Annotated in this window: 10 protein-coding genes; 1 reads left to right on the top strand and 9 read right to left on the bottom strand. The window is 46.3% G+C overall.

All coding sequences use genetic code 11. From position 1 onward, the window contains the following. The 3 genes from BGX14_RS11030 to rplM all read right to left on the bottom strand — a co-directional run bounded on the left by BGX14_RS11030 (nt 1) and on the right by rplM (nt 2,624). A complete protein-coding gene (locus BGX14_RS11030; protein ID WP_198951204.1) occupies nt 1–1,020 on the bottom strand; it encodes an HD-GYP domain-containing protein in 1,020 nt (339 codons plus the stop codon). A 748-nt stretch (nt 1,021–1,768) separates the two neighbouring features. Continuing rightward, on the bottom strand, nt 1,769–2,173 hold the full coding sequence (gene rpsI / locus BGX14_RS11020; protein WP_073302661.1) for a 30S ribosomal protein S9: 405 nt from the start codon (nt 2,171–2,173) through the stop codon (nt 1,769–1,771). A gap of 16 nt (nt 2,174–2,189) precedes the next feature. Next, nucleotides 2,190–2,624, bottom strand: coding sequence for a 50S ribosomal protein L13 (rplM, locus tag BGX14_RS11015; protein ID WP_073302663.1), 435 nt, complete (start codon nt 2,622–2,624; stop codon nt 2,190–2,192). Between the two features lie 280 nt (nt 2,625–2,904). On the opposite strand from rplM, the gene BGX14_RS11010 reads away from it, so the two are divergent. Further along, on the top strand, nt 2,905–4,236 hold the full coding sequence (locus tag BGX14_RS11010; protein WP_095879911.1) for an MATE family efflux transporter: 1,332 nt from the start codon (nt 2,905–2,907) through the stop codon (nt 4,234–4,236). 69 nt (nt 4,237–4,305) lie between these two features. Here BGX14_RS11010 and BGX14_RS11005 read toward each other — a convergent pair whose 3' ends face one another. From BGX14_RS11005 to BGX14_RS10980, 6 genes are all read right to left on the bottom strand, one after another. Continuing rightward, a complete protein-coding gene (locus BGX14_RS11005; RefSeq protein WP_095879910.1) occupies nt 4,306–5,217 on the bottom strand; it encodes a metallophosphoesterase in 912 nt (303 codons plus the stop codon). Further along, complete coding sequence (nudC, locus tag BGX14_RS11000) at nt 5,217–6,047, bottom strand: NAD(+) diphosphatase (protein WP_095879909.1); 831 nt, start codon at nt 6,045–6,047, stop codon at nt 5,217–5,219. Before nudC ends, BGX14_RS11005 begins: the two co-directional genes overlap by 1 nt. Next, entirely contained in the window at nt 6,044–7,111 is a 1,068-nt protein-coding gene (locus BGX14_RS10995) for a hemolysin family protein (RefSeq protein WP_095879908.1), read from the bottom strand. The genes nudC and BGX14_RS10995 overlap by 4 nt, the downstream gene beginning before the upstream one ends. 60 nt (nt 7,112–7,171) lie before the next feature. Then, nucleotides 7,172–8,191 (bottom strand): hypothetical protein, encoded by a 1,020-nt coding sequence (locus BGX14_RS10990; protein WP_095879907.1) that lies wholly within the window; start codon nt 8,189–8,191, stop codon nt 7,172–7,174. A 50-nt stretch (nt 8,192–8,241) separates the two neighbouring features. Further along, on the bottom strand, nt 8,242–12,051 hold the full coding sequence (gene dnaE, locus BGX14_RS10985) for a DNA polymerase III subunit alpha (protein ID WP_073302674.1): 3,810 nt from the start codon (nt 12,049–12,051) through the stop codon (nt 8,242–8,244). A 105-nt stretch (nt 12,052–12,156) separates the two neighbouring features. After that, nucleotides 12,157–14,058 carry a hypothetical protein gene (locus tag BGX14_RS10980; protein WP_095879906.1) on the bottom strand — a complete coding sequence of 634 codons (1,902 nt, stop codon included), beginning with the start codon at nt 14,056–14,058 and terminating at the stop codon, nt 12,157–12,159. Between the last annotated feature and the right edge of the window lie 8 nt (nt 14,059–14,066).

Below are 14,066 nucleotides of genomic sequence, written 5' to 3'. Positions count from 1 at the left end.
TCAGAGTTCTCCCGCCTTGTAAAGTTTACTCAATTCCGGTTCCACCGCAAAAAAGCATTCGAGCATTTTCGGGTTGAAGATGCCGCATTGTCCCGTCCGAATCATTTCAAGAACTTTTTCGCGCGGGAACGCATCTTTGTAAACCCGCTTGCAACTCAAGGCATCATAAACATCGGCAAGGGAAACGATTTGCGCCCAAATGGAAATTTCATCGCCTTGGAGACCTTCCGGATATCCTCTACCGTCATAGCGTTCATGGTGATGCAGCGCAATATCTCTAGCGTAATGGTATGCGCCATTTTCCCGCAGCTGCGGAATTTTTTCCAAAAGTTTTGCGCCCTGAACCGTGTGCGATTTCATCACGCCATATTCTTCGGCTGTCAGTTTTCCCGGTTTATTCAAAATGGCATCCGGAACGGCAATCTTTCCAATGTCGTGCATAATCGAAGCCAATGCAATCTGTTCGATTTCTTCGGCGGAAAGCCCCGCCCCGAGTTCCGTATGAAAAAGCAAATACCGAGTAATATCGTGGATGCGCCGAACGTGATTTCCCGATTCCGCGCTGCGAAATTCAATCGCCGTGGAAAGGGCTTCTATCATTCCGTAATTCAAATCATTGATTTTTTCCGCCTGAACTTCCACCACATTGCTAAGCCGCTGCCGGACAAGGAAAAATTCCACGACCGACTGCACCCGGCGAAGAACCACATACGGAATCACCGGTTTGGTTATCACATCCATCGTGCCGAGGTGATACGCCTCTTTCATCACGTCACCGCTTGCTTCAGCCGTGATCATAAAAACGGGAATTTTTTCGGTAAACTTTTCTCGATTCAATTCTCGCAAAACTTCAATGCCATCCATTATGGGCATCATAATATCCAATAGAACCGCACACAGTTTGTCGCGAAGTTTCAGCGCACGTTCCAAGCCCTGTTTGCCATCTTGCGCCACTTCAATTTCAAAATGCGAAGAAAAAATGCCCGACAAAATTTCCCGATTCATTTCGTCGTCGCCCACAATCAAAATGGTTCTTCTTCCATCAAATCCTTCTCCTTGTTCAAAGCGACTTCGCAAAGTTACTTTGCGGTGGAATTTTTTCCTTATTTTTTAATGGCTTTTGATAAAAAGCCGAATTCGCCTGAATCGCCTTTGCCTTTTTATAATAAAGGAACAAAACCGCCAGCGAATTTTGCAGATTAAAAATAGCAACGCCGATTCCCCCTTCCTTTGCAGTAAGAAAAAAAAACAATACAACATTATCTCGTAAATTTTAAATTTATCGAAACTGATGTGCATCACATCCGCAATGCCATTTCAGACAAATTCTTTGAAACACTCTCGTTTTTGAAAGAAAATTCATTTTGTACAAAAGAACGTTTTAAAGCAAAATCCACCCTAACTATGCCCGATAATCGCCATGGCGAGCAAAGCGAATATTTTTCCACAAGATGATTTTTTTCACAGCATGAATTTTCCCGCAGAATGCAAAGTCTCCACTTACATATAAAGGCGCTTGGTGAGTGCTTCGACAAGCTCAGCAGCCGGTTGACGAAACACACTAACCGGCGGTCCCTGAGTTTATCGAAGGGCAGCAACCGCTGGTTAGTGATCTTATCGAACTAGCCGAACTAATTGAAGGGAGCCTAGTTCGAAACATCCTTCACCACGACGAATGGCTGCGGCATTCATTTTTCACAGACCCTATTTTAAAACAGAAAGGCTTCCGTTTCCGGAAGCTTTTCTTGAACTTTTCGTTCGCAGGCGATTAACGCTTGCTGAACTGGAAGCGCTTACGAGCCTTCTTGCGACCGAACTTTTTACGTTCCACGGCGCGAGAATCGCGAGTCATCAATCCTTCTTTCTTCAGAGCGGACTTGTCCTCGGCGTTGTTTGCCACGAGAGCGCGGGCAATGCCCAGACGAACGGCGCCCATCTGGCCGGCGATTCCGCCACCATGAGCGTTCACTTCGACATCCCACTGTTCCGCATTTTCCAGAACGGCGAACGGAAGATTCGCAATCATATTCTGCACATCGGAGTGGAAATAATCCTTAAAATCGCGACCATTGATGGTGCGCTTGCCGGAACCCGGTTTCAAGATAACAGCAGCGATGGCGTTTTTGCGACGACCGGTGCCACGGTAGATCTTTTTAGATTTTGCGGTAGTAATAGCGTTATCCTCCGTCCTAGAAATCGATTGTCACGGTTTCGAGGTGTTGGGCCGCGTGCGGCTGTTCCGCACCAGCGTAGATTTTGAGTTTCTTCAGCATCTTCTTACCCAAAGAGCTGTGCGGGAGCATTCCCCAAATCGCTTCCATCAGCGGTTCTGTCGGATGCTTCGCCATCAAAGCTTCGTAAGAAATCCAGCGTTCTCCACCGATGTGACCGGTGTGATGGAAATACTGCTTCTGCTGGGCTTTTTTACCTGTAATGCCGACTTTGCCAGCATTGATGATAACCACGAAATCGCCGGTATCGACGTTCGGGGAATAGATAGCCTTGTGCTTACCCATCAAAAGGCGGGCAGCGGCACTGGCGACGCGACCGAGCGGCTTGCCTTCGGCGTCGATGAGCTTCCACTGACGAGTGACCGTCTTGGGGTTCACCATAATGGTTTTCATGTTATTCCTCTAAAGTTCCTGCGGGCACAGAAACGCGCCGCAGTGCCACCCAAAAGTAGAAATCCAAAAGATAAAAGCAAGGGCAAAAAGAAGTGATTTTTGCCATTTTTAGCGGAAATATCGCTTTTTTGATTCTACTAATTGATATAATTGAATCAATTATAATAGCAGAACAGGCTTCAAGAATTCCACAAAACCCGAGCAGCTTGGTACGCCCAAACAAAACCAAATTCACACGAAAAGAAAACGCTTCGCCTTCCCGATTTCTACCTTGCCCCGTATGCCGCAGAATCTGGCACACGGAAGCATTTTTAAGAACATCGCCATTTTTTCGCTTCCCTATCTTTTGGCCTACTTTTTACAGACCCTTTATGGGCTTGCCGACTTATTCATCATCGGGCAATTTGAAAGTGCAGAGGCGATTACAGCTGTTGCGGTCGGAAGTCAGGTCATGCACTTTTTAACGGTGATTATTGTGGGTTTCGCCATGGGGACGACGGTTCTTATCGGCAGAGCTTTTGGAGCGAAAAATTTTTTGAGCATCTCTCGAATCGCCGGAAACAGCATCCTCCTTTTGGGAACGGCTTCTATACTTTTGACAGCGAGCCTTTTATTTTTCTGTTCGCCAATCGTTTCCCTGTTAAAAACTCCGCCCGAAGCCATCGATAATACCACGCGCTATTTGCGCATTTGCTTTGCCGGTATTCCGGGCATTATCGCATACAATTTCATGGCGGCCATTTTCCGCGGCATGGGAGAATCCAAACGCCCGATGTACTTTATTGCGTTCGCTTGCCTATTAAATATCGCGCTCGATTACATCTTTATCGGAGGATTTCACTGGAGCGCCGCAGGAGCAGCGGCAGCGACCATTCTCGCTCAAACGGCAAGTTTCTTGATGGCTCTTAAATCCGTTCGCAAATCTGTCGGTTTTTCGCTTTCTTTAAAAGATTTTCGCCCGCACAAAACCATTCTTCGCGGCATCTGTAGCGTTGGATTTCCCATTGCCATTCAAGACGGATTCATCCAGGTTTCGTTTCTTTTCATCACGATGATCGCCAATAGTCGCGGAATGGAAATCGCTGCAGCGGTCGGCATTGTTGAAAAAATCATTTCGTTCCTATTCCTCGTTCCGTCGGCAATGCTTTCCACCATTTCGGCCATCGCTTCTCAAAGTTTCGGCGCAAAAGATTTTCAACGCGCCCGAAAAACACTTTGGACGGGAATGGGCATCACAGCAAGCGTCGCTTTTATTTTTGCCATCGCCTTTCAATTCATTTCGGAAAATGCCGTCGCCCTTTTTACGGAAGACCCGGCCATTGTACGATTCGGAACGGAGTATCTGCGAATGTACGTTTTTGACTGCATTTTTGCGTCCGTCCATTTTTGTTTTAGCGGCTATTTTTGCGCCCGCGGACTTTCCATCATTTCGTTTGTCCACAATGCATTTTCCATTGCGCTCGTCCGCATTCCGGGAACGGCTCTCGCCGCCAAATTCTCCCCCGACACGCTGCTTCCCATGGGAATGGCCGCGCCAGCGGGGTCGCTTTTTTCTGTCATTTTTTGTTTTGCCGTTTTCAAAATTTACAAAAGGAAATTAGACGGCGGTTAGCGTTCGGAATGCGCAAATAGTGACTAGTTGTCAGCGGTTAGTTTTCGCACAAAGCTACTCAAACCAATCCTAAACCCACACAAAATTTCGAGAATCCAAATTTGCTTCCCCATCAAAGCGATAAGCGGTCAAAATTCCCGTGCCCTTGTACGAAGCGACGCTGTAATCCAAGCAGCAAATATTGGAACGAAATAAAGTCGGAGTTCCCTCCAGCCAGTAGTGTCCAAAAAAATCGGGACGCTCGTTTTCGCCATAAAACAGGCGATTCCGAATTTCTGCAGCAAGCGGCTCCGGCGGAATTTTTACCCCCGGCTGAAACGCCAAATCCCGAAGCGTTTTTCCTTGCGGATCCAGCCACCACTTGATTCTCGCCCGAGTTCTTAAAACGTCTTCGCTGTCGTAATAAAAATTTCCGTGAGAAAGTTCCATTTCCGGGCCTTGGACAGTATCCAATACCGCACGACGAATTTCGGCGTCATTCAAAATGCGGAAAAGATTTTCCCGATTCTGAAGGGTTATCAAATTTTCCCGCCGGAGAATACGGACGTTTTCCAAATCGAAACAAGCGTGTTGAGCGCGAAATGCAGGCGTTTCCAAAAAGAGCGGAAGAGTTAAAAACCAATTCAAAGCCTCTTGAAATTCTTCTTGGCAACTGCGATACGACTCCATCGTTTTTGTGTGAATTAAAATTTTATTGACGCTGTGCTCCCGCAGGTAACCGCCCTGCGGATTTTTTTCCCAAAAACAAAGAGCATTCCATTCGTGGTTTCCTAAAATCGCTTGAGCGGAGCCTGCTTCAACCATTCGCCGAACGATATTCACCACGCCCCGCGTATCCGGCCCACGGTCAATGTAATCGCCTAAAAAAACGGCTTGCCGACAAGGATGCCGATACGATCCGCCCACAAGAGAATACCCCATCTTTTGGAGAAGAAATTCCAGCCGTTCACGATGCCCATGAATGTCCCCGATAAAATCCATCAAAGAACGCCTTCCTTAAATCGTTTGATCATCGTGCCAGAAATGCTGAGCCGCCCGGTATATTCTCCAATGTCCTTTCGCGCGACCCACTTGGCAAAAGAAAGTTCCGAACGCTGTACGGTAATTTCTGGGGAGCCTTCCAGCTCCGCAGTAAAACCGGCGATAAGTGAATTGGAAAACGGCCAAGGTTCACTGCCGATATAACGAAGGTTTTTAATCGAAACGCCGGTTTCTTCTTTCACTTCTCGAACGGCGGCCTGTTCCAACGACTCGCCCATTTCCACAAATCCCGAAATCAAATAGGGTTTGGGATCGGGATTGTTCAAATTGTGCGCCATCAAAAGTTTGTCACCCCACGTTACCGAAACAATGACGACTGGGCAGATTTTTCCATAGACAAGATTGCCGCATTCTTTACACACAAACGCTCTTTCATCCGATTTGCGAGACATCGGTTTTCCGCAATGCCCACAGAAACGATTGGACTGTTCCCAACGAGAAATGTGCGCAGCGACAGCGCCCCCAAAAGCGATTGCCATATCCGGCATCTCTCGAAAAATCCGGTCTTTGACAAATTCAAACGGATCCAGAGAAAGCTCTTCATCGCAAGAAAAAAATGCTATTTCATCGATAGAAAAAAGATAATGCAAATGAGATGAGATTTCTGGATTTGCGCTTTCCATATCGGCGACCCGGGGAATTTCAAAAGAGTCGGCGCTCCTTTTCACGAGAACCAAATTCCGTTTTGTACAAACAACATAATCCGATGGTTTCGGTTTCTGCACACGAAATTCATTATGCAAAATTCGAGGCGCGATTTCAAACATCATACGCGATTATCCCTTCTATGTTCTTTCAAAAAAGAAAGTGCGCGACTTTTTCGGCGAGCGTGTTCCTGCAAATCAACAGCAACATCAAATTCATCGACGATTTCTCGACCTAAAATTTCTTCAAGCACGTCTTCCAATGAAGCTAGTCCCGCAATGGAACCATATTCATCGACGACAGCAACAATATGTCCGCGCTGTTTCAAAAAACGAATCAGCAATTTATCCAAGCTCAAACTATCCGGAACAAACTGGATCGGGCGCATCAATTTTTTGATGGGAACATCCCGCTTTCCTTCCGCAAACAAATTGTAGGCATCCCGGCGCATAATCAGCCCGACCCATTTTTCTTTATCCTCTGCATCATAAACGGGTATTCGGGAAAAAGGCCAATTGGAATGCTTATCCAATTCTTTGCCAATCGTGCTGTTTAAAGGAAGGGTGAATGCGACCTGATGCGGGGTCATCACCTTGCGAACAGGAATCGATTTTAATGCCAAAATATTCTTGATAACCGAAGCCTGCTGGCGATCCAAAATTTCATCTTTTAAACCTAAATTCACCAGACTATTGATGTCTTCTACACTGACTTCGGGCTCTTCTTTTTTGCTTTTCGTCCAATGCTGCGTGATGGCTAAACAAAGTTTAATAAGACCCGTATAGGTAAAAAATATCGTCACGTAATACATGGGAACTGCGCAAATCGGCGCAACCCGTTTTGCCTGTTTTACACCAATGGTTTTCGGCGTTATTTCCCCAAACAAAAGAATGAGAATCGAAAGGACGATGGGCAGCACAACTTGAACCGTTACGCCAAAATGTTCCAAAGCTACAGAGGTCGCCAGATACACGCCCAACGTATTCGCCAAAGTATTGAATATCAAAACCGATGCGATATAACGGTCGATATTATTTTTGACATGGGCGATGTATTTTCCTGTAAATGAACCTTTTTTGACAAGAACTTCTACGGCAGATGTCGGAAAACTGTAAAACGCAGCTTCGGCAAAAGAACAAAAAGCGGAACAAGCGAGAAAAAAAGCGATTGCAACAAAAACAAGAGCCATAGCGATAAAATAGATATTTCATCTGTGAAAATACGCAGCGGCATTTTTCAAAAGGCATCTTCAACGAGATTCAATCGCCTGAAAAATTTTTTGTGCCTGAACACTTTCGTTAGAAAGGACGCTCTGCACAAACTCCGGGAAGGGCGGCTTTTCGCCAACGGAATCCGCTTCGATGTTGGGCATGGCAATGTGCCTTGTGCGAAGAAAAAGTTTTCCCATCAGAAATGTCCAAAGTTCGATTCGAGATGCGACGACGCAAAAAGTTCCCGCCCATTTCGCTTCGGACGCAGCACTTCCTGGTCCACATACAACCGCCTTTGCCGACATCATCTGCAGGAAACGTTCTTCTGTAGAAACCGGCGAGAGAACCACCGGAAACTCCCCGATATTTTCCTCCAAAAATTTTTGCACTTCTTTTCGAGAAGCTACAAAACGTACAGCGATTTTCTTCTCCCGAAATTTTTGCGCCACTTTGCGATAAAGCGACAGATTTCGCTTGGCTTGCGAAACGCGACTTCCCGGCAAAAGCAAAATCTCTTTAGGCGAAAAAGCCTCCGTTTTTTTTAAATCCGAAAACGCAGCAAACGGATGTTCTATCTGCCGAATCGGCAATCCATATTTTTGATAGGCGAGGACATTCATTCGATAGCACGAACGAAGTTCTACCCGCTTTTTTGCTTCGGGCGAAAGGAAAAATCGAACTCGCCGAGGATTCCACGCCCAAATCTGCGGAGGTTCCACATAAATAATCCGCTTGCCTAATCGGAGCGCAAGCTGCATCAATTTCAAGTTAAATCCGGGATAATCCATGGCGACAAGCCCTTGGCATTTTTCGTTTAGCAAAAGCTTCTGAAGTTTGCACAAATGTTGCTTTAGTTTTTTCGCATGAAATATCACATCGGCAAAACCGTTTACAGGCAATTCGTCAAAAGGAACGACAGCTTTCAAACCGGCATGCTGCATTCTTGCGCCACCAGCACCAACCGCGGAAAATCCCTTTTCCCGAATTTCGCAAACGACGCTTTCTCCGAGAATATCTCCCGAATCTTCTCCTGCACAAAAAAGCCAGAACAAATCCATCGATTATGCAACCTCTAAAAACGGCTTTGGTGAACTTTTAGAGGAGGCCATTACTTGACTTTTGCAGAAACCCACACATGATCCGCGCCGAATTCTTTTTGCAGCCATTCGAAAAAATCGGAAGTATAGAGGACTTTAAATACCTGCGATTTTAAAATATGAACATATCCGGAATTGGTTTCAACATGAAAAACAACATTCACGGCATGCTCTCCGGGAAAAGCCTGCGCCTGCTCCATTCTATCCAAAATGAGGCTCATTTTACTTTCCGTCAATTCCATAGAAGAAACAGAGACGTGAATGTAATTGATCAGCTTGTCACGCACATCGTCCATCGAAAAAGTTTTTTCTACGACAATTTGCAATGCAGCTTTATCCTGATATTGCGACATCAATTTTCCGCAGATAAGCACCCGGTCGTCTTCACCGACATAATTCCGACAGCGTTCCCACGCATCCGGCGGGAAGAATATGGAAATTTCTCCATGGAAATCCTGTAAAATTCCCGATCCCATTGTTTTGGTTTCATCTTTTTTGCCTTGAAACGAACGCAAGCGAGTGATAATTCCGCCAACACAAACTTCCGATTTTGGATTCTGGCTCATAATGTCGTTCAATTCGCTCTCCGCCAGAGTGTTCGTTGTAAATCCCATCAGTTCCGGGCGACATTCGTCAAGCGGATGCGCCGAAAGGTAAAGTCCCAGAACATCGCGTTCCTTGTTCAGGACTTCCATCAACCCCCACGGCTGCGCCTCTTCGTAGGTTTCATCCATTTGCGATTCCGCATCCGACTCGCCGAACATATCAAAAAGCGAAGTTTGCCCCGCATCTTGTTCCTTGCGATGCCGATTCGCCACTTCGATCGCTTTTTCCACGCTCGCCATCAAAGTTGGACGATTGGGCGTCGTCTCGGACATTTTGTCAAATGCACCGGCCAAAACCAAACTTTCCAAAGTTTTACGGCTGAGCGGAGGACGCTTTTCCGGCTGAAGCGCCTGATAATCCAAGACCCGCTTGCAAAGATCAAAAAGCGTTTTATAAGGACCGTGCAAATTCCGTTCCGCCACCACATCTTCAATCACAGGAAGCCCGACGTTGCGAATTCCCGCCAGCCCATAAACGACCTGCCCTTTTTCATTTGCAGAAAAAACGCCGAGCGACGTATTGATATCTGGCGGAAGCACTTCGATTCCCATCCGTTTGCACTCCTGCACAATCGTCACGATATCTTCCGTTTTGCCCATTTTGGATGTCATCGAAGCCGCCATATATTCCGGGCCAAAATGCGTTTTCAGATAGGCCGTTTGGTAAGCGACATAAGCATACGCCGCTGCGTGACTCTTGTTGAACGCATATCCGCAAAAAGGAAGAACAGCATCCCAAACTTTTTGAACCATTTTGGGATCATAGCCCCTATTAACGCATCGGGATTTAAATTCCGGTTCCAGCTTCGCCATTTTGTCCGGCATTTTTTTAGCCATGATTCGACGGATATTGTCAGCGCCGCCCAGCGTGTAACCGCCCAGAATCTGCGCCAGCTGCATCACCTGTTCCTGATAAACAATCACGCCGTAAGTTTCCGCCAAAACCGGTTCCAAATCCTTATGATAGCAGTCGATAGATTCTTTGCCCAATTTGCGGGCGATAAAATGCGGAATCTGATCAATCGGTCCTGGGCGATAGAGTGCATTCATAGCGATCAAATCGCTAATCCGAGATGGTTTCAATTCGCGAAGATACTTTTGCATTCCCGGCGATTCAAATTGGAAAACCGCCGTCGTCATTCCTTTGCTCAACAATTCAAAAGTTTCCTTGTCATCGGTCGGAATCTTGTCCATGTCCACTTCCAGATGGCGAATTTTCTGGACCATATTCACCGTATCCAAAATGATGGAAAGGTTGATAAGACCAAGAAAGTCCATTTTCAAAAGGCCGATGTCTTCCGCGTAATGTTTGTCATACATGACAACGGGAGTATCGGCAGGAGCTGCCCGATACAGCGGAGCGAGTTCGTAAATCGGACTTGGCGTAATCACGACGCCGCAAGCGTGAACTCCCGTTTGCCTTGGAAGATCTTCGAGCTTCAATGCGATATCCCAAAGTTCCCGATAGCTTTCGCGACTGTTGACAAGTGCTTGAAGAGGCGCATTATCGTAATCCGGAGCGACCGGAGCGTCTTTTTTCGTTTTACCCGTCCACGCTTCATTCAAGCTGAAATTCAAGACTTTTTGCGGGAACAATTTGATAATGGATTCGGCTTCGCGGTGATCAATGCCAAGAACTCGAGCGACATCTTTAATGACCGCCTTTGACTTGAGCATTCCATAAGTAATGATTTGCCCGACGCAATCCGAACCGTATTTTTGCGTCACATAGTCGATGACTCGCCCGCGATCCCTATCCGCAATGTCCGTATCGATATCCGGCATCGAAACGCGTTCCGGATTCAAAAAACGTTCAAAAAGGAGCCCGAATTTCAGCGGGTCGATATTCGTAATGCCAATGATATAAGTGACGATGGAGCCTGCAGCAGAACCGCGCCCCGGTCCAACAGGAATTCCGTGTTCTCGCGACCAGTTGATAAAATCCCAAACGATAAGCAAGTAACCCGCCACATTCATATTGCGAATACAATTCAATTCCTTATAGACGCGATCGCTGACTTCCGTCCCGTGATTCGGATACAGAATTTCCTCATCCGGATACCTTCTGCGCAGACGCTGGTTCGTCAAATAAATCAAGTAGGCATCCGCATCGCCGCCATGCCGACTCGTCTTCGTTTTTTCCATGATTCTTTCGATAGCCGCCTTGTCTTCGTCCGTCAAAGCGTCCATGGATTTCCCTTCATTCTTTGCGCAGTATTCCTTTGCCGCATTTTCAAAAGCTGCCGGGAAAGCTTTATTGTATTCGTCCTCCATCGCCTTGTAAATTTCTTTGCATTCTTCGGATTCCAAAAAATCCTTGGGAATCGCAAATCGGGGCCAGAAATCATCACCGATACCTGTTTTCACCACGAAATTGCAGCGTTCGGCGATTTTAACCGTATTTTCAAGAGCCGTGGGACAATCCGAAAACAACTGCCGCATTTCTTCTTCGCTGCGGTAATAAAACTGATCCGTCGGGAATCGCTTATCCTTAAATTCCTTGAATTTTTCGACCAGCGAAATACAGCGAAGCGCTTTGTGCGCATCCGAATCCGCCTTGTTTATATAATGCACGTCCCCGACAGCAACCAATTCCCTATCCAGTTCTTTGGCGAGGGCCATCGTAAAAAGATTCAATGTTTTCTGCGCTGCAATGCCATTATCGCAAAGCGACAAATAAAGATGCTCTTTGTCAAAAATTTCACAAAGAGATTCCATATAAGCTTTGGCCAAAGATTCTCGACCGGCGGACACATTCATTCCATAACGGCTAAAATAATCGCCAGCGATGGCAATCAGACCTTCTTTGTGCGCTTCAATGACGCTTAACGGCACCGACGGAATTTCCTCCCATCGTTTGGATTCCTCATACCGATAACTGACAATGCGCAATAGATTATAATAGCCCTTTTCGCTTTCCACCAAAAGAGTCAATCGTTCGTAAGTGGCGGGTTCCTTAGCGTTTGCCCCCGAAGTATCTACATAAATATGGCAACCGTAAATCGTTTTAATCGGAGGCAAGCCTTTTGCTTTGCGATCTTTATTCAGAGCCATTCCCCGGGTCTGGAATTCCAAAATGCCGAACATGGCACCATGATCCGTGAGAGCGACGGCAGGCGCATTATCTTTTGCGGCAGCGGCCAAAATATCGTCCAATCGGGCCGAAGACTGGAGAATGGAAAATTCGGAATGAACCTGCAAATGTACAAAACTCATATAAAACCTCTCTTTTTGAGAGCGGGTTCCTTAAAATGAACCCCCTCCCTCTCCTTGTTTTTTATCGCGAATCCAGAATGTAGCAAAAATCTTCTTCGCCAAAAATCAGACGGGGGTTTCGCGAGCGATGCGAAGCGCCGAAATGGATTCCAAAGGCAAATTCAGCGATTCGCCTTCGGGTGCCACTGTGATTTTCGCAATGAACGGCACCTTGGAAAAATGCAGTTCTTCGACTTTAAAGCGAATTTCTGACGGCAACTTGGGCAATTTCATATTCTTGTCCGTATTTTTCGAAGAAATTTTCGCTTCCAAAAAACTGTTTGTGGAGCGGGCGTAACGGAGCATTTTAAACAAATCCACCATTGCAAATTTCTGATAATCGCCACCATACTTCGTCGCGCCTAAAGCGACCGAAACCGAAGAACCATCCGTTTCCGGTTTAAACGCCGCATCCGGAGTTCCTTCCGGCGTCCAACGAAGCCAAAATTCCTTGCTCCAATCCGTATTGCGGAAAGGTTCCACAGGATTTTCATTGACCGGATTTGCCGGTTCCAATCCATAATTTTTCAACAATTCCCGAATGTTCGATTCAAACGCCGGCTTGATAATAAATCCGTAATTCGGAATCGCTTCATAAACCATCTGCATAAATTCCGGAAAATTTGCCAACGCTTCCCGAGATTCCGCATTGTTGATTTTCAAAAGACGTACCGAGCTGAACTCCGAATCATAATAACAAGCAGACCATTCGCTCATCGCATCCCGAACATTTTCCGGCGCATTGATCCAGCCTTCAAAACTTTCCGTGATCTCTTTGGAAAATCCGGTTTTAAGTCCATTCAAAAAAGAATCGCGAGAAATGGAAAAACGCAGATACGGTTCGTCGTTTTGCACATCCGCAAGGCATGCCGCCATAAACAAAACACGCGGAGCGCTCTTGACAGAAATAATCATTTCAAAATTCGGAAGGGTCGAAATTTGAGCGCCGAGCATTGGGGACGCCGAAGCGGAAAGCCACGTTTTTGCCCAATCGCTCAAGCGCACCGCTGAAATTTTCCCAGCCGAAACGGCAAATTCCACCATCCCCAAAAGCCAAAGCTCCGCCAGCGGTTTAGGAAGCGAAGACCAGAACACATCCGTTTCCGAAAGGGAAAGGCGACTCGACGGATCGAGAGTCCACAAAATCTGCTGCGCTTTGATAATCGACGCATCCCGCTTGATAGAAAATAAGACGTGCCTGAAAAAATCTTCCTGTCCATGGAAACGCCGCAGGATCCACCATTCCAGAATTTCATTCTTGAGCCGGAAACCATTGTGTTTCAAAAAGTCAAAAGTTTTTTCCGTGACGAGCAAATCCATGCCGCGCTGTTCTATCCAATTATGCGAAGAGAGAAATTCCAACAGCAACGTACATTCTTCACGAATCGCATCGGGTGAAACCTGTTTAGAAAATGAAAACGCTTCTTCGCAGAACTGGAGCGAACGACGATGCAAATTTCCGGCACCGTTCATTTTCATTTTTCCGAGGCGAGCAAATGCGAGCATCTGACAAAGATGCCAGACCAGCATATCTTCATAACTCAAAAAACGCGTTTTTTCATCGGCAGGGTTTTCTGGAGTCAAAAGAATCCCCTTCAAAAAATCTTCAAATCCGAAATAGACGTACGTTCCCTTTTCGGAACGAGAACGCCAAATATAAAGATTCTTTGCCGATTCCAACAGGAAAACCTCGACTTCATCCCGTTTGTCCGCTGGCGCGGCCAACCGGAGTTCGTTCATTTCCAGTCCGCGCATTTCGCTATGATAAATCAAAAATATGCAAAACCGTTTCCAGGGTTCCAACGACGCATAAAAGCTTTCAAAGCGAGCAACATCCGTAAAAAAAGAACTCGTTTCCGAAAGGATTTTTGCGTTGTTCAGCAAACCCTGCGCACCAAACGCCTTGGTATGCAAATCCTTCAACTGCGGTTTCGTAAGACCATTTAAAAACTCTCTCACAGCGAGCATAGATTCTC

The sequence above is a fragment of the Fibrobacter sp. UWS1 genome (assembly GCF_002300445.1).
GTDB classification, from domain to species: Bacteria; Fibrobacterota; Fibrobacteria; order Fibrobacterales; family Fibrobacteraceae; genus Hallerella; species Hallerella intestinalis.
Note: the sequence above shows the minus strand (reverse complement) of the source record. Positions and strands in the feature narration are given on the sequence as shown.